Source organism: Mesorhizobium sp. M1163, assembly GCF_040318415.1.
Classification (GTDB): domain Bacteria; phylum Pseudomonadota; class Alphaproteobacteria; order Rhizobiales; family Rhizobiaceae; genus Mesorhizobium.
In genome coordinates this window covers 264,477-287,002 of the sequence record NZ_JAMYMF010000004.1, presented here as the reverse complement: position 1 = coordinate 287,002, position 22,526 = coordinate 264,477, and the positions used below count along the sequence as shown (strand labels likewise).

General features: G+C 61.7%; 19 protein-coding genes. 4 read left to right on the top strand and 15 right to left on the bottom strand.

Annotated features, from left to right (window positions below):
* Positions 1 to 14 precede the first annotated feature (14 nt).
* From NKH43_RS06465 to NKH43_RS06445, 5 genes are all read right to left on the bottom strand, one after another.
* The gene (locus NKH43_RS06465; RefSeq protein WP_023720279.1) at positions 15 to 1,211 is read right to left on the bottom strand and encodes a glycoside hydrolase family 172 protein; all 1,197 of its coding nucleotides are present in this window, start codon (positions 1,209 to 1,211) and stop codon (positions 15 to 17) included.
* A gap of 24 nt (positions 1,212 to 1,235) precedes the next feature.
* On the bottom strand, positions 1,236 to 2,078 hold the full coding sequence (locus tag NKH43_RS06460; RefSeq protein WP_023720278.1) for a carbohydrate ABC transporter permease: 843 nt from the start codon (positions 2,076 to 2,078) through the stop codon (positions 1,236 to 1,238).
* Positions 2,071 to 2,997 (bottom strand): carbohydrate ABC transporter permease, encoded by a 927-nt coding sequence (locus tag NKH43_RS06455; protein WP_352494755.1) that lies wholly within the window; start codon positions 2,995 to 2,997, stop codon positions 2,071 to 2,073. Before NKH43_RS06455 ends, NKH43_RS06460 begins: the two co-directional genes overlap by 8 nt.
* Positions 2,998 to 3,025: 28 nt before the next feature.
* The gene (locus NKH43_RS06450; RefSeq protein ID WP_352494754.1) at positions 3,026 to 4,360 is read right to left on the bottom strand and encodes an ABC transporter substrate-binding protein; all 1,335 of its coding nucleotides are present in this window, start codon (positions 4,358 to 4,360) and stop codon (positions 3,026 to 3,028) included.
* A 71-nt stretch (positions 4,361 to 4,431) separates the two neighbouring features.
* A complete protein-coding gene (locus NKH43_RS06445) occupies positions 4,432 to 5,436 on the bottom strand; it encodes a LacI family DNA-binding transcriptional regulator (protein WP_352494753.1) in 1,005 nt (334 codons plus the stop codon).
* A gap of 781 nt (positions 5,437 to 6,217) precedes the next feature.
* Between NKH43_RS06445 and NKH43_RS06440 the strand changes: the two genes are divergently transcribed.
* A complete protein-coding gene (locus NKH43_RS06440) occupies positions 6,218 to 6,676 on the top strand; it encodes a hypothetical protein (protein WP_352494752.1) in 459 nt (152 codons plus the stop codon).
* Between the two features lie 39 nt (positions 6,677 to 6,715).
* Here the strand turns inward: NKH43_RS06440 and NKH43_RS06435 are convergent, their stop codons facing one another.
* The 3 genes from NKH43_RS06435 to NKH43_RS06425 all read right to left on the bottom strand — a co-directional run bounded on the left by NKH43_RS06435 (position 6,716) and on the right by NKH43_RS06425 (position 10,494).
* Positions 6,716 to 7,390 carry a LuxR C-terminal-related transcriptional regulator gene (locus NKH43_RS06435; RefSeq protein WP_352482007.1) on the bottom strand — a complete coding sequence of 225 codons (675 nt, stop codon included), beginning with the start codon at positions 7,388 to 7,390 and terminating at the stop codon, positions 6,716 to 6,718.
* A complete protein-coding gene (locus NKH43_RS06430; protein WP_051409700.1) occupies positions 7,387 to 8,829 on the bottom strand; it encodes a sensor histidine kinase in 1,443 nt (480 codons plus the stop codon). Before NKH43_RS06430 ends, NKH43_RS06435 begins: the two co-directional genes overlap by 4 nt.
* A gap of 147 nt (positions 8,830 to 8,976) precedes the next feature.
* A complete protein-coding gene (locus tag NKH43_RS06425) occupies positions 8,977 to 10,494 on the bottom strand; it encodes a S10 family peptidase (protein WP_023720271.1) in 1,518 nt (505 codons plus the stop codon).
* 273 nt (positions 10,495 to 10,767) lie between these two features.
* Between NKH43_RS06425 and NKH43_RS06420 the strand changes: the two genes are divergently transcribed.
* Entirely contained in the window at positions 10,768 to 11,271 is a 504-nt protein-coding gene (locus NKH43_RS06420; protein WP_023720270.1) for a hypothetical protein, read from the top strand.
* Positions 11,272 to 11,363: 92 nt separating this feature from the next.
* Here NKH43_RS06420 and NKH43_RS06415 read toward each other — a convergent pair whose 3' ends face one another.
* Complete coding sequence (locus tag NKH43_RS06415; RefSeq protein ID WP_352857091.1) at positions 11,364 to 12,698, bottom strand: four-carbon acid sugar kinase family protein; 1,335 nt, start codon at positions 12,696 to 12,698, stop codon at positions 11,364 to 11,366.
* Between the two features lie 4 nt (positions 12,699 to 12,702).
* Complete coding sequence (gene oiaX / locus NKH43_RS06410) at positions 12,703 to 13,977, bottom strand: 3-oxo-isoapionate-4-phosphate decarboxylase OiaX (protein WP_352857089.1); 1,275 nt, start codon at positions 13,975 to 13,977, stop codon at positions 12,703 to 12,705.
* Between the two features lie 183 nt (positions 13,978 to 14,160).
* Here oiaX and NKH43_RS06405 point away from each other — a divergent pair, with 183 nt between their 5' ends.
* The gene (locus tag NKH43_RS06405; protein WP_352857087.1) at positions 14,161 to 14,874 is read left to right on the top strand and encodes a transcriptional regulator NanR; all 714 of its coding nucleotides are present in this window, start codon (positions 14,161 to 14,163) and stop codon (positions 14,872 to 14,874) included.
* 312 nt (positions 14,875 to 15,186) lie between these two features.
* Positions 15,187 to 16,155: a GlxA family transcriptional regulator gene (locus tag NKH43_RS06400; protein ID WP_352857085.1), complete on the top strand. Its 969-nt coding sequence runs from the start codon at positions 15,187 to 15,189 to the stop codon at positions 16,153 to 16,155.
* A 78-nt stretch (positions 16,156 to 16,233) separates the two neighbouring features.
* Here NKH43_RS06400 and apnL read toward each other — a convergent pair whose 3' ends face one another.
* From apnL to NKH43_RS06375, 5 genes are read right to left on the bottom strand one after another with little or no spacing between them, the layout of a single operon-like run.
* Positions 16,234 to 18,141: a D-apionate lactonase gene (apnL, locus tag NKH43_RS06395; RefSeq protein WP_352857083.1), complete on the bottom strand. Its 1,908-nt coding sequence runs from the start codon at positions 18,139 to 18,141 to the stop codon at positions 16,234 to 16,236.
* On the bottom strand, positions 18,138 to 19,172 hold the full coding sequence (locus tag NKH43_RS06390; RefSeq protein WP_352857081.1) for a Gfo/Idh/MocA family protein: 1,035 nt from the start codon (positions 19,170 to 19,172) through the stop codon (positions 18,138 to 18,140). Before NKH43_RS06390 ends, apnL begins: the two co-directional genes overlap by 4 nt.
* Before the next feature lies 1 nt (position 19,173).
* Positions 19,174 to 20,238 (bottom strand): ABC transporter permease, encoded by a 1,065-nt coding sequence (locus tag NKH43_RS06385; RefSeq protein ID WP_023720264.1) that lies wholly within the window; start codon positions 20,236 to 20,238, stop codon positions 19,174 to 19,176.
* The gene (locus tag NKH43_RS06380; RefSeq protein WP_023720263.1) at positions 20,235 to 21,779 is read right to left on the bottom strand and encodes a sugar ABC transporter ATP-binding protein; all 1,545 of its coding nucleotides are present in this window, start codon (positions 21,777 to 21,779) and stop codon (positions 20,235 to 20,237) included. The genes NKH43_RS06385 and NKH43_RS06380 overlap by 4 nt, the downstream gene beginning before the upstream one ends.
* Entirely contained in the window at positions 21,776 to 22,429 is a 654-nt protein-coding gene (locus NKH43_RS06375) for a DUF2291 family protein (protein WP_023720262.1), read from the bottom strand. Before NKH43_RS06375 ends, NKH43_RS06380 begins: the two co-directional genes overlap by 4 nt.
* Positions 22,430 to 22,526: the final 97 nt, after the last annotated feature.

Below are 22,526 nucleotides of genomic sequence, written 5' to 3'. Positions count from 1 at the left end.
GAACGCATCCCGGCCTAACGCCTCTTCTCGTCGAAGGCGGCGTTCCAATTGTGATAAGGCGCGCGAAAGGTGGGGATGCGGTTCTCGACATCGGCAAGCTCTTCGAACGGCTTGTGCGGTTCCGCCTGATACCAGAAAGCGACCGACGAGATGTCGTCAGAGCGGCGATTGGCGTGACCGTGCTCGATGGTCACCCGGATGCGTTTGTGAAAGATGACCGGGTCTTCTATGTGCCAGCGATAGAGCGTAACCGGCTCGGTCCAGTTCGGCCCGCCGGCGGCGATGATGCCGTGATAGGACGCACTGTAGTCCTGTGTCGGGCACCATGCCGTATTGAAATAATCTTCCGTGCCGGTGCCGTGCAGCGTCGGCGGCCATGCGTCGTTGGCGCCGGGGCTGGTCTCGCCACGATCGCCGACCAGTTCGGCCTTCGGGCCGATACGCGGATCGGGCTTGCGCACCGCATCCGGCACGGAAATGCCCGGCTCGCCATCGACGAAGATCATGTCGTCGCCCTCGCCATACCAGTCCCATAGAGGGGAACGGCGCCGCGAATAGACCGAATAGAGCAGGCCGACATAGTGGCCGTGACCCTCCGCCTCCAGGATGGTGTAGTTGCCGTTCCCGTCGGTATTTTCCCCGCCAAACAGGACCTGCTCGTTGGCCAGCCCCGTCTCGTCGATGCCATCGGGTCGCTGCTGCCTGTATTGGGCGTGGAAGCGGCCCAGGCCTTCCTCGAGTTCCTCATGCAGTTCGAGATCGACATAGTAATAGAAAAGCAGGTCGTCCTCAGCTTCATTGGTGACGGTGAAGCGCATATGGCTGGCAAACGGCATCGGAAAATAGCAGTTGAAGGCCTTGCCATCCTCTGGACTTGCCTGCACCGGCAGGCTGGCAAAATTGCGGGTGCGGGCATGGCCCATGCCGAAGAAATCGCCGATCGGTGTTTCGATGCTCGGATGTTCTTCACCATCCCAATAGGCGCGCAATACGATCTTGCGCAGGAAGTCCTCGCTCTTGCAGGCGAGCGTCGCCCAGATATGCGTGATGATGCCGGCACCATAATGCTCGGCAATCACCAGCGTCTGGCCAGGTTCAATATGCAGCCGGTCGTCATTGCCGCCGGTGCGGTCGTAGCTTGAGAACCGGCGGGTTTTGGCATCGCGCAATTTGGCGAGCCCGCGAAGCGGCGACAGGCCGGCATTATCCATGTGTTTCTCCTCTTGCTTCAGCGGTTATTTCAGGCCGCTTGTCTTGATGGATTCCATGATCTGGCGCTGGAAGATCACGAAGAGGACCAGCATCGGCACGGCGACGATGGTCGAGGCGGCCATGACATAATTCCAGGCGGCGGCGTACTGGCTCTTGAAGTTTGCGATGGCAACCTGCACCACCCAGAGGTTGAGGTCCGATGTGATCGTCAACGGCCACAGGAAAGCGTTCCAGTTGGCGAGAAAGAACAGGATCGCCAACGCCGACAGGATCGGCCGGCTGAGCGGCAGGATGATGCTCCAATAGATGCGCCAATAGCTGGCGCCATCCATGATCGCCGCTTCTTCCAGCTCCCTCGGCAGCGACAGGTAGTATTGCCTGAGCAGGAAGATGCCGAATGCGTTGAAGATCGCCGGAATGATCAGCCCGGCATAGCTGTCCAGCATGTGCAGCGTCCGCGTCAAAATGAACAGCGGCACGATGATCACCGGTAGCGACACCAGGAACGTCGAGAACATGGCGAGGAACAGGATGTCGCGGCCCGGAAAACGCAGCCGTGCGAGCGAATAGCCGGCCATCGAATGGAAGAACAGCGCAGCGACGGTCACCGTCGCCGACACGAAGAACGAGTTGAAAAGGTAGCGCAGGAACGGCACCTCGGTCAGCACATAGAGGAAATTGCCGAGCGTCGGCTGTTCCGGAATGAGGCTCGGCGTGAAGACGTCGCTCGCCGGCTTGAGCGAGATGACCAGCATCCAGACAAGCGGGAACACCGTCATCAGGCCAAGCGCCGCGGTCGCCAGCATCCAGGCAAGCCTCGCCGCTCGTATCTGCGAACGCGTGGAAGGAGTTCGGCTGTCAGTCATGCTCGAAACGTCCGCCGCGCGTCAGCAGGAAGAAGAACACCGTGACCAGCATCAGCGCCAGCACCAGCAGCGATGCCATTGCCGATGCATAGCCGAAGGCGCCGAACTGGAACGCCTGCTTGTAGATGTAGATGATCAGCACCGAGGTCGAATTGACGGGCCCGCCCTTGGTCATCACATAGATCAGGTCGAAGACCTGGCCGCCGGCGACAGCCGCGACCAGCGAGACCAGGAGGACGAAGAAGCTGGTCGGTTTGAGCAAGGGCAAGGTAATGTACCAGAAGCTTGTCACCGGCCCGGCGCCGTCGATCTTTGCGGCCTCGTAATACTCTGCCGGGATGTCCTGGAGCCCGCCGAGGAAGATCAGCATGTAAAAGCCCATCAGGAACCAGACGCTGACCAGCACCAGCGTGAACAGCGCCAGATTTGGATCGCCGAGCAGCGAAATTCCGCTGAGGCCGACGAGCGGCGCCAGCCGGCTGACGATGCCGACCTTCTCGACCAGCATGAGTTGCCAGACGAGCGCCACGACGACCAGGCTGACCATCTGCGGCGCAAAGAACATCGAGCGCATGACCGCGTTGAAGCGGTTGGTCTTCTGCACCAGAAGCGCCAGCCCCAGCCCGGCGGCGTAGAGCGCCGGCACCAGCATGACGGCATAGGCCACGGTCACCTTCACCGACGACCAGAACAGCGGATCGCTCCACATGCGCCGATAATTGCCGAGCCCGACGAATCTATAGCCGCCGAAGCCGTTGACCTCGAAAAACCCGACGGCGAGCGACAGCAGCATCGGCACGCCGACGAACACCAGCAGTCCGAGCGCATCGGGCAGGACGAACAGCCATGCGGCGTAGCGTTCCCTTTGCTTGGCGGTAAGGCAGCGAGCGGATTTGGCGCCCGCGGCCGGCGATTTCATCTCGTCTGCGTGCATGCTGGAAGGGGACCTAAAGGATCGGCGCGCCGGAATAGGAAGCGAGGAACGCGTCGAGTTGCTGACTGGCTGCCGTCGCGGCCTGCTGGGCATCGACCCCGCCAAGCTGTGCCGACTGGATGGCATCCGAGATGATCTTGTAGGCTTCAGGCGGAACCCGCGGTTCGGCACGCGTTCCCGGGTGGATTTCCTTGGCGAAGGTGCCGAACTTACCCGTGCTGAAGACATCGGCGCCGGCCTTCAGTGCGCTGTTGCGCGGCGGCATGTCGCTTTTGGCGACCGTGCACCAGTTGACGACCCGGTCGATCGATCCCTGATCCATCGAGGCCAGCGCCCAGGCGCAGAACTGGGCGGAAGCATCCGGGTTCTTGCCCCCGGCATTGGCGACGAAGGCCCAGCCACCGCCGACGGTGACATATTTGCCATTGGCAGGTGTCGGCAATTTGAAGATGCCGTAGGGCACGTCCTTGGCGTTGTTGTCCATCGCCGAAATGCCCCAGATGCCGCAGTTCTGCATGGCGCACAGCCCTGCCCCGAGATTGGCGACGATGTCGAAGCCGCCGCCGACCACCTGACGCGGCGCCACACCGGTATTGATAGCATCCTGCCAGAGTTTAAGCGCCTGGACCGTGGCCGCCGAATCGAAGGCGCTCTTGCCGTCCTTACCCTGGAATTCGCCGCCGCCCTGCCACAGAAACGGATACCAGGTGAAGTTCTGGTAATAGCCAGGCGTCGTTTCGAACAGCACGCCATAACGGTTGGGCGTCGTCAGCTTCTTGGCAACCGCCAACAACTCGTCCCAGGTCTTCGGCACGTCGTTTTCGTTGAGCTTTGCTTCCTCGAACGCTTTGACCGAATAATAGAAGGCCATCGGCTCGACCTCCATCGGCACGCCGTAGATCTTGCCGTCGACCATGCGGTTGGCGATGACGCTTTCCGGGAAATCGGCTTTGGCGGCATCCTCGATATGCGGCGTCAGGTCGGCCAGTACGCCGCCATTGTAATAACGCAGGAAATCGCCGGGGCTGATGAGGAAGATGTCGGGGCCCTCGCCCGACGCGAAGGCCGTCGCCAGCTTGGAGCCGGAGATGTATTCGCTGTTGACGACATATTCGAGCTCGACCTTCTGGTCGTGGCCGTCGTTCCAGTCGGCCACCAGCTTTTCGAACCACTGGACCTGTGGCTTCACGTCTCCGCCCGGCGCATAGAACTGCCAGAATTTCAGCGGCGCTTCCTGAGCGCGCAAGGCCATCCTATTGATGAACGGGAAGCCTGTAAGGCCGGCGGCGGCGAAAGTGGCGCCGCCCTGGATCAGCCGACGGCGGTTGAGGGTCGTTTTGTCAGTCATCATTTCCTCCCTGGGTGTTGTTCGGTCGAACGTTGGCGAAGGACCTCCGTTCCCTCTGCCGGCATTTGGCGTCATGCGCTGTCGGATGGGCTCAACGCGCATGGGATCACTTCGGTGCGCGGCGCGCCCTCGACTTTGCCGCCCAGGCGCTCGAGCAGCATTTCCGTGGCGCGCTTGGCGAGCATTGTCGGGCTGTTGCCGACACGGGTCAGCTTCGGCCTGACATATTCCAGTTGAGGCAGGTCATCGAAGACCGCGATGGCGATATCCTGAGGGATATTAATCGCATGGTCGTAGAATTCAGTCAGCGCACCGGAGGCCATCAGATAATTGGCGAAGAACATCGCCGACGGCAGGTTTCCGCCGTGCTTGTCCAGGAGCCAAGCGACCGCCTCCCGTCCTGACGGGGCAAGATAGCTTCCCTCGAACCGAAGATCGGCGGCGATTGGCACGCCATTGTCGGCAAGCCCTTTCTCGAAGCCCGCGGCACGCGCCATCGCCTCCTTGAAAAAGGATGGCCCGGTGACATGGGCGACGCGGCGATGGCCCCTCTTCGCCAGATACTCGCCCATCAGATAGCCGCCGCCGAAATCGTCCAGCTGGACGCTGTCGACGGCTTGATTGGGGAGATTGCCGATGAAGACGGCGGGCAGATCGAGGTTGAGCAGCTCGCTGTGCATGCCGTGCAGCGCGAAGTCGGCAACGATGACGCCGTCGACCCGCTTGCGCCCGATCTGGCGCAAATACTCGCGGCCGTGATCCTGTGAATGTCCGCCCGGTACGTCGGTGTTGAAGATCAGCATGTCGAGGCCGACCACTTCGAGCGTCGACTGCGCCGTCTTCACCAGCTCCGGGTAGAACGGGTTGCGGATGTCGGGGATCAGCATCGCGATGATGTTGGTGCGGCCGGTGCGCAGACTTTGCGCCTGCGGGTTCGGCGTGTAGCCGAGTTCGTCGATCGCCGCTTGCACGCGTTCACGCAGCGATTTCGACACCCGGTCGGCATGGTTGATGACATGCGACACGGTCGTGCGCGACACGCCCGCTCGCGTGGCAACCTTGGAAATCGTGCTCATGGTGACAGGTTATGAGCACATGAATGCATTTGCAAATCGATTTTACCGACGCCTCGCAGATTCGAGTTGTCCGGCGGATTGCTGCACAAATGACCAAAAGAAAAAGGCCGGACTGTTAAGTCCGGCCAAGCGTGAAGGTCTATAACCTCCAGAGGGGAAAGGGAGCGGTGGATCGCAGCTGCCAGTCGGATACAAAGGTTGCCGAATGCAAGGCGGGGTCCATTGCTCCTGGCATAGGGACTTCAGTCTGTAAGACTGTCGACCAAGGACCTGCACGGCCAAACTTTGGTCCGAGGCTGCTATCGCAAAAGCCCGAAATGCGAGAGTTTCAGGAACTGAGTTCCAAAGAACCCCGTTGCGATGCCGACTGGTACAGGAGGCCGCTATGGACCCGAGCATTCATCAGGCACGTTGGCTGCTTTTTCCGTTGTTTGGCCTGTGTTTCGGGATCGCGGCCATTGGATTTATTGTTGGCTGACGGTGGGAAGTCGGCGCTATCACCGAGAGACGCAACCAACGGAAGGCAAAAGACTTGCGCAGTAAATAGTCCCTTCCTGCGCCAGCGAGACCCACCAGTTACCATCGTGGGACTGGTGGGTCTTGACGTCCCGGATACAAACCATTGTTTTAAGCATGACACGAAGTCGAACAGGAGGCAGCACGACAGGTCCGTATGATTAAGGGGATTTGCGACATGCGACTGGCAAGTTCATTGATGACGACCCGGAGACGAAGGACCAGATCTTCACGAGGACGTCGTGTCCGTATTTCCGTAATCGTGTTGACCTTCATTCTCGTCGTAGGCCCGTATCGCGTCATGTTCGACGGACCGTCGCCGACGCTCGGCCTGCAGGCCGCCTGTGCCAAAGACGGTGGGAACGGCAACGGCAATGGCGGAAACGGGAACGGGAACGGGAATTCAGGCAATTCGGGTGGAAACTCCGGCAATTCAAACTCGAACGCTGGAGCCGGCAAGGGCAAAGCAAAGTCGCAGGACGACAATCCCCCTGATCCCGCCCCTTTGGTAAACCCCGACAGCAAGCCAAAACTCTTTGTCAACGCGACCACAGGAGACCGGGTCGAGGTGCGTGGGCCGAGCATTGGCGTGGTGCATTCGAACGGCCTCAGCGAACGCATCGACAGCGGCCAATATGAAATGCGGGATGCCAAGGGCCGCACCATCATTCGGCGCCTGGCGACGCGTTCCGATCGGGACAGATTGCTTGAAATGATCAACTGAGGGCCAGTTCACATAGCTGCGCTGTGCGGCAATTTTGGCTCAAGCATGATCGCGAACAGGCGGATGCTGGCGCTCAGTCGCGTCGCGCAACGTCATTGCGGCTTCGGTCCTGTTGCTGACGTTGAGCTTGGCCAGGATTCGCGTCATGTGGTGCTTTATCGTTTTCTCATGCAGGTTCAGCCGAAGCCCGATCCGCTTGTTGCTCAGTCCCGCGGCAACCAGCGTCAGGATCTCCCTTTCGCGGCTGGTGAGTTCGGCAAGTCCGTCAGCTTTCGCCGGCTCTTTTGATTGAGCCGACAGATCGGCCAACAGGCGCGCCGATAATTGTGGACAGACATATCGTTCGCCCGACGCTACCGTGCGCAGGATCGCAGCCAACGTCCTCGACCCGACCCCCTTCAAAACATAGCCCCTTGCCCCGCTCTGCAACGCGGTCATCACGTGCTGGTTTTCTTCCGAAACGGTCAGCATCACGATTTTCAATGCCGGCTGCCGCTCCAGGGCCGGTCCGATCACACCAAGGCCACCTCCGGGAACCGAGATGTCCATCAGCAGAATGTCGGGCCGCTGGTCTTCGATTATCCGCAGGGCGTCATCTCTGCTGCTTCCTTCACCGACTATCTCGAATCCGCCGATCTGATCGAGCGTGCGCACAACGCCTTCCCTGAACAGAGGGTGGTCGTCGACGATGGCAAGCTTGATGGCTGCGGTCATGTCTGCCCCATTTCAACGATGTTGAGAGCCATTTTCACGATCGTGCCACTTTGTGAGGAAGTCACGGTAAACTGGCCCCCGAGGCTTTCCACCCGCTCGCGCAGCCCAACGAGCCCCAGCCTCTCGGGACGCACGATTTGTGGGTCAAAGCCAGGGCCGGCGTCGGACACTTCGATACAAACGCGCTCGCCGTCGAAATGTTTCTCGACCGACTGACCTTCACCTCCGGCATGGCGAAATCCATTGTTCAGCGCCTCCTGGACGAAGCGGAAGATGCAGATCTTGGCCGCCGGCGACAACGTCGCATGGCCGCCGGTCATCGATAGCGCCACTTTGGCGCCGGTTCGTTCTTCGTGCGCTTGCACGGCAAGCTCGAGAATTTCGGCCAACTCGGCATGCTCGATATGCGGCAGGACAAGGCCCTTGCTGATGCTCCTGATCTCGCGCATGGCATCGTCCAGATGTGCTTTCACAGCCAGCAATTCCTGTGCACGCTTCGGTTGCGGCGTAGCGGGATCGGCAATGAGGGGGCTGTCGATCCCCAGCGCCGCGAGAGCAACCAGTTGGGCCGGCCCATCGTGCAAGTCCGCACCGATGCGCCTGAGATAGCGTTCGTTGAGTGCGGTGGCGCGCTGCGAGGCACGCTGCACCTTCAGCCTCAACAGTCTGTTTTGAGCAAGCAGGTCGGAGAGTTCAGCAATGCGCTGCTTCAACGAGCGGCTCTGCGAACTGATCGTGCGGCTGCCACGGAACACGATTGCCGACAGCCCGAGAAAGAAGGCCGCTGTGACGGCGGCAACGTCCAGCCAGGTTCGAATAAGTGCCTGATGCAGGTTTCTTTCGAAATCAGTGGCGACCTCGTAGAATTCCGAAACGGCCACCACTTCCCCCGACCATGGCTGCAGCACCGGGTTGTAGATCTCGAGGAGATGCAAGCCGCTGGCTCTTTCGGCCTCGCTGTCCGGATCGTCGAGCTTGTCGAACTCCGAAACCATTTGGCCTGCAAACGCCGCGCGGAGATTGCCGCTGGGTTCAAAGCGCTTGCCGATCAATGTCTTGTCGGTCGAATACAGGATGGTTCCGTCGCGACGCCAGAGCTTGAAGGATTCGAGCCTTGTGCCGAGTGCCCCTTGTCCCAGCGTTTCATCGAGCGCGTGGGCGACGCTCTCGTCGAGGACTTCGCTCTTGCGCATATCCGGAAGCAGCGGCGCGATAACGCTGTCCACGTAAAGAGCCGTAGCGGATGCCGAATTCTGCGTGACCACGGCTTCTATGTGGCTCGTGACTGAAATCCCCACCACCACCATGGCCGACAGGGAGAATAGACCACCCGCGAGCAGGAACTGCGTGGCCAGCGACAACGCGTTCCAGCGGCCGACAAGGCTTGTCACCCAGTGTGGCCTAGTGTTCCGAGTGGCCCGCTCGGCAACACGCCGCATCAGTGGCGCGATTCTGGAGAACCGGCTAATTTGCTGTCGAACGTCGCTAAAAGACGCCATCCTTGGTGTGTAACCGATCAATTGCGATGGAACTAGGGCCTGATGAGAGGGCGAACAGCGCATCCGGCGCTTTTTTGCGCAACTGTCTCATTGCGTCGTTCGGTAAAGCTCGGACGCGGCCTGCTTCAGTGCCGCCCGTCCATCCGGCCTCAGATACATCATGTGCCCGCCTTCCAGCACCTCGGCGCGAATGGGCTTTGCGCCGGCAAGCGAAGGAATTTGACCAAGCAGGTAGCGCGAGCCCATGTACGGCGTCACCAGGTCGCTGTAGCCGTTGACGATCAGCACGCCGAGATTGGGGTTCAGCGTGCGTGCCTGCTGAAGGTCGTCCATGACACCCGCATAGCCCTGACGCGTCGGGCTCGTTCCATAGTCCCAATTGCCGCTAACTTCGCGGTTGAGAAGCCGATAGCTGATATCCGTACGGAAGTTCAATTCATCACGCACGTAGCCGACGAAAGCAGAGGTGAGCGCCGGCACGCTTCGGTCGAGCACCGGATCGGGACCCTCGACTCCCAGGCTCTCTGGCGCCACGTCCGCCGTCGCGATGTTGCCGTCATAGGCGCTGAGAACATTGCCCTTTGCCCGTGCAAACTCCTTGGCAAAGAGCCCTATGGGAATGCGTGCAAAGTGCCGCTGGACAAGGTTGAGCGGCAGACCGGTGATTTCGGCGACACGCTGGCTCGCCAGCCGTCCACCTTGCTCCAGTCCACCGGCTAGCGCGGCCAGATAATCGCCGAGCGCATAGTGTTCGACTTCTGCCAGCCGCTCCTGCAGAGCCGGGCCGGAAACGCCTTCGCTGTGCAGGCGCACTGCCGCCAGCGACGGCAGTTCCAGCGCCCAGTGGAGCGGCTGGAACTCGTCCGGGCGCACCAGCGTGAATTCGAGCGCCGGCGAAATCAGCACGACGCCGCTCGGGCTGATGCCGATGTCTTCCTGAAGCTTCCTGGCGAGCAATGCCGCCCGAAACCCGCCATAGCTTTCGCCGGCAAGAAACACCGGCGATGCCGTGCGGTTGGTCTGCGCCAGATAGAGCCGGATGAACGCGCCTATCGACGCGGCGTCCTGACTGACGCCCCAGAAGCTGTGTGCCTCCGTGCCGGGCGCTTCACGGCTGTAACCGGTTCCGACAGGGTCCACAAAGACCAAGTCGGTCATGTCGAGCCAAGTGTCGGGGTTATCGAACAGCCTCTGTGGCGGCGGCAGGAAACTTCCATCGGCCGCCGTCGCCAGGACCCGCGGACCGAGCGCGCCGAGGTGCAGATAGGCGGAAGCTGCTCCCGGACCGCCATTAAACACGAAGGTGATCGGACGCCGCGGATCCGGTCCCGTTTCTTTTCCGGGATGCAGTGCATAGGCGACATAGAAAATCTCGGCGGTGATATCGCCTTTGCCGGACGGCAATGACAGCGTGCCGGCCTTGGCCTCGTAATCGAGCGTGCGTCCGGCGATGACGATCGAATGATCGGAAGTCTGCGGCGGCGGCAGGAGCGAGAGAACCCCGCCTGTGGGCGGCGGCCGCTGGGCCGCCTCCGCATGACTGGCCCCAGCGCCGGCGACCAACAGCAGAAGAGCGAGGGCGATTTCTTGCAGCTTGATAAGCATGACGTCTCCGGAGCAATTGGCTGGAAACTAGCACACCGTCGGCCGAACCAAAGTCACAGCACCGTGCGCCAGTACATCTCAAGAAGGGGTCGGGTTGAGAAATCCGATGCCCAGGCGGAAGATAGGGCGCGAGGGACACGGCAGCAGCCTCAACCCCTTGCAGCAGATGCGTGGCGGTGGCGTACCAAACGACTTCGTGAATTTCTGCCGGTTGACTCGATTGGCTCACTTCCTAGGTTGGCATTCGGGGCTCCCATGCAATCCGAAGTTGGTATGACATCTTTCCACACACGAAAGCTTGCCCTTCTCGTTCTGTCCGTAAGCGCCGCCATCCTGTCCTCCTGCGTCATGCCCGACGACACGTCGAGCACTGCGAAGGAGGACGCCACGGCGGCAGCAGCCCGCAAGGAGATGGTCGGCCTTAGCGAAGCGGATGTTCGAATGTGTGCCGGCTTTCCGACAGCCACCGCCGATGTTGGCAGATCCGGCCAGATCTGGACCTATCAGCGCGTCGTTCAACGCGGCAATCTCAACATTGTGGTTCCGACCGTGGCCATTGGCCCCGTCCCGGCGCTCGGAGGTTCCGTCAACGTCGCCCCCGGCGGCTATTGCAATACGCAAATTCGAATGGTTGACGGCCATGTTGCCGAGGTCGCCTACGCCGGCGACAACAACCTGCCGAACAACCGCGACGGACTCTGTGTCAGCACGGTGGACGCCTGTGTCGCCTATGCCCGTCAGCGCCATCCAGTCAAGGCGATGGGTCGCACGCGGTAACCGGGATCAGACGCGCCTCTGATTGATTTGCCGGCTAATGGATGCTGCCGGATTTCGATTTGAGCACCAACGACTTACCTAAATTTCTGCTCTCAACCGCCGATCCCATCACGAATGGCGCAGAAATAGCGGTCGGTTCCGACCTGTCCGCCCTTGAGGGCAATTTCCAGCCCGTCAATCGCCTCGATGCGCGAATGCGCGAGACAAAGCGGCGAGCCCGGCGATGCCGGCAGCGGCATTCGCACCGTCAGCGCATCGACGCCTATCTGGCCAAGTGCGTGGCTCGACGTATCGCCGCCGGCGATGACCACGCGCAGTAGCTTCTCTTGAAGCGTCAATTCGCGGAGAAGCTCGCCAAGGCCGCGGCCAAGCTTATGGCGGGCGCCTTCCCGGAGATCGATTTCAGCACCGCGGTCGGCCGCCGGTCCGAGCGCGGTGTAGAGGATGACGCTGCGCCCGGCCTTCAAGCTGGAGCGGCCGGTTGCAACCGCGCGCGCAATAGCGTCGTCGGACGCCTCGGAAACCAGTTCGACCGGGTCGATCTCGATCCCGTCGAAGCCATCGGCTAGAGCATGCCGGATCTGCCGTTCCGTCGTCGGCGAGCAGCTCCCCGAGACCACGGCGATCCTGTCGGCAGCGCCCGGCGGCGAAAACGCGAGTTTGGCATCCACGATCCGGTTCGATGCCCATTCGGCCAGCAAGGCATATTCGATGCCTGAAGAGCCGACGACGAAATAACCGCCCGGCCTGCGAGCGCGCCATATCTCCTTGCCGGCAAGCGCCTGGGTTTCCAGGCTGTCGGCATCGAAGAGCACGATGTCTGTGCCATTCTCCACAAGCCGGTCGAATGCTTCCGACCGCGACGCCGATTGCAGCGTCGCCAGGTCGACCAGCCCCGAGCTGAGGTCTGTCTGGCGCGACAGATGGATCAGCAGGTCGGATTCGTCCATTGGCGTGGTCGGATGGCGGCTCATCACGGGATGGCGATCGATACGGAAATATTTGTCGCGGTAGGCCGCGAAGAGATGACCGAAGGCGGTGTAGCGCTTCAGCTGCGGCGCGCCGACCACCAGCGGCACGCCGCCTTGCCGGAAAACCGAGCGGCCGATCTCGATCGCCCGGCCGATGCTGCCGATTGCCGGGCTGGAATCGAAGGTCGAGCAGACCTTGTAGTGGCAGATCTCGGCGTTGACAGTCTTCAGCCAGGCGAAGGCATCTCGCAGATGCGTGTCCATCCACTGCGGCGTCTCGCTGCGGCTGGTGCCGGCCAGCCCAAGGGCGCGGCAATGCGCAAATTGCGAAAGCAGCGCCTCGTCCGGCTGGCGCATGAACAGCACGGTCGGCACGCCGCCGAGCTCGAGCGCCTCCATAACGTCGGTCGAGCCGGTCAGGTCGTCGCCATAGTAACTCAGAAGCAGGTTTTGCATGGCGTCAGGCCGCCTCGCCGCCGCCGAACTTCTCGATCGACCGCGCCAGCTCGACATGGCTCAAGGCATAATCCGCCAACGGAATGTCCTGGGCCGCCGCCTGCCAGGCCTGCTGCACGGCGCGCACGCCGGCGCCCGGCCCGTCCGGGTGGCTGACGATGCCGCCACCGCAGAGATAGAGAAGATCGACTGTCCGGCCGGTTCGCTGGAACGTTTCAGGCGCCTGCCCGCCCCACTGGCCCGAGCCGGCGACCGGCAATGCGCAATCGGCCGGCGAAAAGATCGGCGTGGTCACCGCCTTGAAGGATTCGACGAAGGACCAGTCGGGTTCCCAGTATTTCGAGGCGATGCCATTGATCTGGAATTGGTCGACGCCGAGCAGCCGCCAGAACTGCTGCCAGACCTTGAAGTCCATGCCGAGGCCAGGATGACGGGTGAGAATGTCCCAGCCATTGCGGTGGGCATGGAGCACCAGGCTGGAGCGCTTTCGGAGGTAAGCCATGCCGCCAAAACCGATCGAATTGATGTTGACCACAGCACAATTGCCGCCGGCCTTTGCCACCAGGTCGTGGTTTCGCATCATCTCGTCGGGATCGGCATGTGAGATGCCAAAGGCATACATGACCTTCTTGCCGGTCTTCTGCTCGTGGTCGAGGATCAGCGGCATAATTGCCCTCACCCGCTCCGACAGTGGTGAATAGGCCGGGCTCATCAGCTTCTCGTCGTCCTTGATGAAATCGACGCCGGCGGCAATCAGCTCTTGCACCATCGCGGCCGTCTCGTGCGGGCGGAGTCCCAGCGCCGGCTTGACGATGGTCCCGATGATCGGACGATCCGCGACACCGGTCAGCCTGCGGCTGCCCGTGACGCCGAATTGCGGGCCGGGATGCGCGCCCCGGTACTCCTCGGGTAGCTTCATGTCGACCACCCGGATGCCGGATAGGCCCTTGATCGAAAAGGTGCCGCCGATGGCGATGGTCATCAGCGCCGACAGGTCGGTGCCGATGGCGTCCAGCGGAAAGGCGATGTCGACGTCGGCGCGCTTGACCGGGCCGTTGCGTGCTTCGGGGCTGGCTCCGGGACCGGTTTCGGGAAGAGACGGCCGATCCGCCTCCGGCAGATGCCGTATCGCCAGGACCCGCGCCGCGACCCTGGCCTTGAGCTCTTCGGTCTCGCCGGCCAGCGCGACGAAGGTTCCGGTCGACTGGTCGCTTGCGATCTTGGCCGCCAGCGCCTCGATATTGCCGCGTGTTTCGATGCGATAGGTGAGAACAATCATATCCGCGCGGCCTGCCGGGGTGGTTCGAAAAAGGTTCCTTGGCCCTCGAAATCTGGTATAATGAGTACATAAGCATTGCAAGCCTTATCCGGCTTGGCAGGTAAAGGCGGGCGGGCTACAGGCGTTCCGGAATTCGTGGCGGAAATGCTAGATAGAGGCCGGTCATAGGAGTGATTCGCGACGATGAACCGTTCGGAGCCGATCGTCCGGCGCAAGCTTTCCGACGAAGTATTCTTGAGACTGAAGCGCCTGATCACCAGCGGCGAATTGCAGCCGGGCGACGACATGCCGTCGGAGCGCGAACTGATGGAGCGCTTCGAGGTCGGCAGGCCGGCGATCCGCGAGGCGATGCAGGCGCTGAGCAATATGGGGCTGGTAGCGATCTCGCATGGTGAGCGGGCCAAGGTGCTGCAGCTGACCGCCAAGTCGATCATCAAGCAGGTCGATGGCGCGGCGAAGATCATCCTGTCATCGTCGAAGGATACGCTCGAGCACCTCAAGAACGCGCGCATCTTCTTCGAGCGCGGCATGGTAAAGGAAGCTGCTGAAAAGGCCACCGCCGAGGACGTGCAGCGGCTGCGCGCAACGGTCATCGAGCAGCGCAGCTTTCGCGGCGACTCGGAAGCCTTCATATCCGCCGACATGAAATTCCACACCCAGATCGCGGTAATATCCGGCAACCCGATCTACGTCGCCGTCAGCGAGGCAATGCTTGGCTGGCTAAAGGAATACCACACCGAAATGCTGATCTGGACCGGCAAGGAAAAGTTCACGCTGACCGAGCACGAAGAGATCATCGAGCGCATCGAAGCCAAGGATGCGGATGGCGCCGAGAAGGCGATGATCAAGCACCTCGAACGCTCGCGTGCGCTCTACGTGATGAATTCCGGCAACTGAAAATCAAGCGCAGGTCTCTACCGGCGTCGCGGTCGGGACTGTGTTCTCGGCCTACTGACTGACCACAGGTCAGCCTGAGTCGGGACCGGCGCAGTTTGCTGTAGCCGTTTGAATCCGATGTATGTGCCGCATTGTTTTCATTCAGCGATTTCAGCATTTGCATCTTTCCAGCCATGGATTTCCGCGGCCGCTTTCGTCAGCGAGCCCGTATACGGCCATCCTGGAGGCGCCGCTCTTTTTCTAGAATTGGCAATTTTGACAAAGACTATGCTAGACTTGCCATCCGACGAGAACGACACCGGGAGTACCGCAATGGCTGTCAGGAGCCTCCACGTTGTGATCTGGCTGCCGTCGAATTTCTATTCGGCCGTTGTCTCGACTCTGGTCGAAATGTTTCAGCTTGTGAATGACGTCTGCCGTTCACAGGTTCTTTCATGTGAGTTCGTTTCAAGGGGCTCGCCGTCGACATCAAGCACCGGAATTTCCTTCCCGACAAAGGTTCGACCATCGCGAAAAATGGATGTCCTGATTCTCATTGCGATGCCGGGTGTCGAGATTCCGGAGCTTCTGCGCTCGCTCGACGAGGAGAGTGAGCATTCAAAACCGCTGATCGCGCTCGCGCAGCAGCAGGAGGCAATCATCGCAGCACATTGCGGCGCATGTTATCTGCTCGCCAATTCAGGATTGTTGGACGGCAAGCGCGCAACGATATCCTGGTGGCTGAAGAACGAGGCAAGCCGCCGGTTTCCGCAAGTGCGATGGGACGCTTCCCGCCTGCTCATTCGTCAGGACCGCCTTTACACATGTGGAGGCGGGTTTTCCGGACTGGAACTCGCCAGGGCTTTGCTGATCGATCTGGGCTTCTCGAAGGAAGAGCGGATCATTCGAAAACTTCTGGTTCTTCCTCCGCCGCGCACATTTCAGAGTCCCTACGAATTTCCTCTCGACGAAATATCGAACGAGGCCAGCCCATTCGAGAACAAGCTGCGCGAACTCTCGAAAGACAAGATGTCGGAAATCGATTTGAACTTTCTCGCAACCGAATTTGCGATGTCTTCGCGAACCCTCTCTCGCAGGTTTTTCGACGAGTTCCAGACAACGCCGGGAAAATGGATCCAGGAAAGGCGGCTGGAGTTGGCAAAATCCATGCTTGAGGAAACGAAACTGAGCGTTTCAGAAATTTGCTATCGGGTGGGATATCAGGACGTCGCCTCGTTCAGCCGTCTTTTTTCCAGGACGACTGGAATGGCACCAGGCGAGTTTCGAAAGCAAATCGGGTGACAAGCCGGCAGCGGACATGCTGCGGCTAGGGGCAACCGTTGCGGAATTGCGGCGATTCATGAACCCCGGCATATGACTTCAGCCGATCCGGACAATTGCGTAAGGCGTCATCACAAGACGGTCTCGGCCCGACGCGTCGCGCTGAATCTGGCGTGACGTTCGTCCATCCCAGATCTTCAGAAAACCCTGATCGGAGCCGAGCCCGGAAACATCGACTGGAACGTCGACCGGGGTAAGGTTCGCCAGCCAGACGATGATCTTACCTGTCTGGGCGCGGCCGGCCAGTCCGAGCACCCGCGTCTCATCGGTCGTTGTTGCCGCCATATGCGCATGGCCGGCCAGTTCGCAAAGTCCTTTCACCGCGTGGAAAATCGGCCGGCGCGTACCTTCTTCGACCGGTTCATCCGACAAGGCCAGCACGCCGAATGGCCCGGTGAAGCTGCAGAGCGTGAGCATTTCGAGCCCGGCAGGGGCGAGGCGTGCGGCATAGCCGATCGTCCATGCGGCCCCGAACAGTCCGGCATGGCGCGGGTCGCGGTCGGCCATGGCAATGCGCTGACTGTCGGGATTGGCCTTGGTCGCGCCGCCATAAGGGTTCTGGCGCATGGCAATGGTCGACGGCCCGATCCGATAAGGTTTTGTTCCGAAGATCGCCCGTGCAGACGCGGTGATGAAAGGCAGCACCTCCAGCGATTGCATGACGCTGAGATCGTCAGCGGCATGCACGATCGGGCAAGTGCAATGCGTGACGAAATCGAGCGGGTCGGCCGGCACACGCTTGCGGTTGAGTTCGGTGAAATAGCTGAACATGCCGCCGCCGAGGCGGGTGTCGGGAAAGGCACGCCGCGCCGCGGCATAGACATCTTCGAGCGGCGGGCACTGCGGCCATGCGCTGCCCGGCGGCGTCGACTGCCGGTCGACCGAGGGCGAAACGGCAATGGCCGAGAGCTTGAGCCCGGCCTTGCGCACCCTGTCGGCGACACCTGAAAGCTCGACGTCGAGATCGCCGTCGCCGGCAATGACACATTCGAGCGTTGTCCGAGCCGGATAGGCGGCGGCCAGCCTGGCGTAGGACCGCAAGGCGTCGAGCCCGTGGCCGCGCGTCGGGTCAAAGTGGAACATCAATTGCTGCGGGCCAAGCTCGGACAGCACCGACAGCTTGCTCAGCGCGGCCTCGACCTCATCCGGGTAGATGATAATGCCGACATCCGGCAGCACCGGTCCGGCTTGGCCGAGCGTGACACGAATCGGTTCGGCGGTTGCCGCGGCGGGCGGCACTTTCCCGCCACCCTCCACCCGCAAGCTGATGGTCTGGCGGAAGGGCTTGCCGGCAGACAGCACGTAGGGCCATGGCAGCGCGAGCGGGCGGACATAGGTCTTGTAGGAGGCATCCGACCAGTTGCGCTGGTCTTCCATCTCGAAGGCATCGCCTTCCATACGGCATTCGGCGGTGACGCCCGCCCGGACCTCATGGGTGATCGCCCGCAGATCCTTGAACGGCTGCCAGGGATCGATTAGTTCTGGGAGCCGCGTTGCGACCACGCTGCCGTCGGTATGCTCGACCGTGACCAGGCTGCCGGCCAGGCCGGCAATCGGATGCAGGATGCAGAAGCCACAGCGATTGGTTTCGAAATCGCTGTCGGGACGAGCGCTCACGTCGAAGACCAACTGGCCATCGGCGGAGCTCTTGATGGTCGCGCGGAAGCCGAGTCGACTGCCGTCCGGTGCCTGGCAACTTGCCGAATAGCTGACGGAAAATGCCTCGGCATCTTGCTCGATGGCAAGGTTGGTGAGCGCCGGCTCGTAGGTGCCCCAGTCGCGATCTCTGACGATATAGGCGATGGCGCGCAGAACTTCGGTGCCGCCCTGCCGAATGTTGCGCAGATTGCCGTTGACGAAGTCCGCCGTCAGCGCACCGGCGCGCAGCCTGACCGGTTCGACTTCAACCGCATGCGTGCCGTAAAGGAGGAAGGCGTCGGCTGTCATTTCAGCAAGGCGTCGAGTTGCACCGGTTCGCGGCTTGCGGCGCCGGCATAGGCCGCCTCGACCAGCGCCAATGTCTTGAGGTTGTCCGCGCCCGAGGTCGCGGGCTCGGTTCCGTTGGTCAAGCAATCGACCCAATGCTTTTGAATGGCGACGACGCTTTCCTGGATGTTGTGCCACGGCCGCGATGCCCAGGGCAGCAGCGGCGGCGAGACGTCGCTGACAGCCGTTCCGCTCCTGCCGGTGACGGTGAGCCGGTAGCCCTGCGCCAGCCGGATCGTGCCGTCGCTGCCGTCGATTTCGATCAGCGTCTGCGGAAACGGCTCAGTCGCGAGCTTGCTCGCGTAGCTGCAGTCGACCACCGAAGTGGCGCCGCTCGTGTGGTCCATGAGCATCGTCGCAACATCCTCGCCGGCAATGGCAGGGTTGACGCGCGCCGTTCGTGCAGTGACCGTCGAGACGTCGCCCAGCAGAAAGCGGGCGATGTCGAGGATGTGGATGCCGAGGTCTTCGATAATGAAGTGCTTTCCCGTCGCCAAATAGGGCTGGCCGGAAAACACGTCGTAAGCCGATCGAAACGAGATCCGTCCGAAGAAGGGTGTGCCGATGTCGCCGCTGTCGAGCACGGCACACACCGCCTGGATCGGCGACTGCCAACGAAAATTTTCGTGCACCATCAGCGGCACACCGGCGACGGCGCATGCCTTCACTATCGCCTTGGCGTCGGCAAGCGTCGGCGCGAACGGTTTTTGGCAGATTACCGGCACGCCGTGCTGCGCCGCCATCTCGACGAGGGGACGGTGGCTCGGCGCGGTGGTGGCGATGTCGACGAAATCCAACCTTTCGCCGGCAAACAGTGCTGCCGCGTCGGTATAGCGCCGCGCGACCCCGAACTGGTCGCCGACGATCCTCAACCGGTCCGGATCGCGGTCGCAGATGGCAGCGATCGAGGCACCCTCTATGTCGCGCCAGGCATGCATCTGGTTGACGGCGAAGAAGCCGCAGCCGATCAGCGCTCCCCGCAGTTCCGTCATGTCAGCCGGCCTTTGCCATCTGCATCAGCGTCACCCGGCTCTGCAGCCGGCGCTGTGCCTGGTCGACGACGACGGCGACGATGATGACGAGGCCCTTGATCACCATCTGCCAGAACGAGCTCACCCCCATCATCACCAGCCCGTCCGAAAGAATGCCGATGACGAAGGCGCCGACAATGGTGCCGCCAATGGTGCCGCGTCCGCCCGACATCGAGGTGCCGCCGAGCACTGCCGCGGCAATGGCGTTGAGTTCGAAGCTCTCTCCGGTCGCCGGATGCGAGGCCATCAGTTCGGACGAGATGATCAGCCCGACGATCGCCGCGCAGAAACCGGAGAACATGTAGACGAACATCTTCACCATGTTGACGCGGACGCCCGAAATCCGCGCCGCCCGCTCGTTGCCGCCAACGGCGAAAATGTGGCGGCCGAGCGGGGTGTACTTGGCGAGATAGGCGGCCCCTAATGCAACAACGAGCAAAATCCACAGCGCGACGGGCAGGCCGAGCAACCGGCCGGCGCCGAGAAAGCCGAATCCGGTGGTGCCAAGCTCCGGCTTGCCGACGAGATTGGGGAAGGTGCGCCCGTCGGACGACAGCAGCGCCAGGCCGCGCGCGACATAGAGCACGCCGAGCGTGGCGATGAACGGCGCAACGTTAAGCCTGGTGATCAGCAAGCCGTTGACGGCGCCGATCAATATGCCGACGGCAAGTGTGATCAGCGCGATCTCGAAGACGTTGAAATAGATGGTATAGCCGACCTGCAGGTCGATGCCGTTGAGCACGAGATAGCCGGCCACCATGCCGCACAGGCCGACGATCGAGCCGACCGACAGGTCGATGCCGCCGGTGATGATGACAAAGGTCATGCCCATTGCGAGGAATGCGTTCAGCGCCACGTGCTTCGACATCAGGATAAGATTGGCGGCCGAGAGGAAATTGGGGGCAGCTATCGAGAAGAACAACAGCACGGCGATCAGCGCGATGAACGTCCTCGCCTTCATCAGCGTCAGCAGGACCGAGCCGCTCGAAAGGGAGGTGACCGCCGCCTTGGCTGGAATGTCAGTCATGCGCCTTGCTCTCCGTGCGGGACCGGTCCGTGGCCGAGCGCCGAGGCAGCGACGATTGCGGCCTCTGTCGCCTCGGCGCGGTCGAACATACCAGTCAATTTTCCATTGCTCATCACCGCGATGCGGTCTGACAACGCCATCACCTCATCGAGATCCGAGGTGGCAAACAGGATCCCCAGGCCGTCGCGCGACAGCTTGCGCATGGTGCGGAACACGTCGGCCTTGGCGCCGACGTCGATGCCGCGGCTCGGCTCGTCCATCAGCAGCACCTTCGGTCCGGTGAGCAGCGCCTTGCCGATCACCACCTTCTGCTGGTTGCCGCCCGATAGCGACGAGACTTCCTGCGCCGGATCGGCGACCTTGATCGCCAATTCGCGCACGGTCTGGGCCACCGCCTGTCGTTCGGCGGCACCACGAATGTGGAACAGGCGCACGAAACGCGACAGGCTGGCCAGCGTCAGATTGCTGGCGACGGAGAGGGTCGACACCAGCCCTTCGCGCTGGCGGTCTTCGGGGATCAGCGCCAGGCCGCGGCGGATGCGTCGCGTCGTGTCCCGCTCGTGCACTTTTTTGCCGGCAATGAATATCGTTCCGGTCGAATGGCCGTGACGGCCCATGATGCAGTCGAACAGCTCGCTGCGTCCGGCTCCCATCAGCCCGTAGATGCCGAGGATTTCACCGGCGCGCAGCGACAGCGAGACGTGGTCGACCGCGAGCCCGCCGGTGACACGCGGCAGGCAAATGTCCTCGGCACGGAATATCTCTTCGCCCGGAACATGGCCGTCGGCCTTGGCGAAGTCCTTGGCGTCGGAGCCGATCATCTGCCGCACGATCCACTGGGTATCGACGTCTTTCATCTCCGCCTGGCCGGTGATGCGCCCATCGCGCAGCACGGTGATGGTGTCGCCGATGCGGATCAGTTCCTCGAGCCGATGCGAGATGTAGACGATTGCCACGCCGCGCGCCTTGAGGTCGGCAATCACCTTGAACAGGATCTCGACTTCCGCCGCGCTGAGCGCCGAGGTTGGTTCGTCCATAATCAGGATGCGCGCATCGAGCGAAACCGCCTTGGCGATCTCGACCAGTTGTTGCTGGCCGATGCGCAGATCCTCGACCAGCATGTCGGGCCGGATGCCGGCTTCCAGGCGTTCAAGGAACTCCGCCGCGCGGCGCTCCTGCTCTTTGCGGTCGATCTTGCGGAAGCGGTTGGTGATCTCGCGGGTGGCGAAAATATTTTCGGCGACAGTCAGATTGCCGAACAGGTTCAGCTCCTGGAACACCATGCCGATGCCGCGATTCACCGCATCCCCGGATGACGAGAAGGAAACCTCCTCGCCGTCCAGCAGAATGCGCCCGAGTGTCGGCTGCTCGACGCCCGCGATGATCTTCATCAGCGTCGATTTGCCGGCTCCGTTTTCGCCGACCAGCACGTTGACCGCGCCCTTGCGCACCTCGAAATTCGCGCGCTTGACCGCGACGGTGCCGGAATAGACCTTCGAGACATCCTCCAGCTTCAGGATGACATCTTGATCGCCGCTCATGGCTTCGGCCCGATCTCTGCCTCCGCCGGCGTCACCAGCGGCAGGTCCTGGCCACTGCCCGGCGTATAGGCGCCGAGGATCTTGACGCTGCGGCCCTCGAGTGCCTCGCGCGGCAGCTTGGAAAGTACGGTCTTGTCGGCATAGGCGTTGAACGACTTGCCGAACTGGGCGAAGTCGATCTGATTGGTGAAATCGTTGAACTGGATGAAGTCGAGGCTGTCGCGCAGGGCGGTCCCACGCATGGCGGGGCCGATCTGCACCCGCGCATCGGCCTTGCCGTCGCCGTCGGCATCGACATCCATCGTCGCCGCACGTGACTGTGTGTTGGCTGCAACGACCTTGCCCTCGAGCCGAACGGCGAAGGTCCACGGCGAATTCGCCTGCTTTTTCGGGTTGCCGTATTTGGCGCCGGCAGCGGCGGGATCGGCCTTGGCCAAGGCATGCACCTCGGGAAACGGCCCGGCCTTCTGCTGCAGATAGGGTATCACTTTCGCCGCCCAGATGTCCTCGACCATCTTGTCGGGATTGAACGCGGAGCCAGTGCCGCCGTTTTCCGCCGACGGCGTCGGCAAGATCTTGCAGGCGGTCAGGCTGACTATTGCTGCGAGGAACAACGCGACAAAGATCGGCCGGGTCAGCGTGTTGAACATGTCGGCTCGTTCGGCATGGCGGTGAGGAGCACCCAGAGAAATGGAAGCAAGGGCGAAATGGAAGCAAGGGACGAACCGGAGGCTCGTCCCTTGCTGC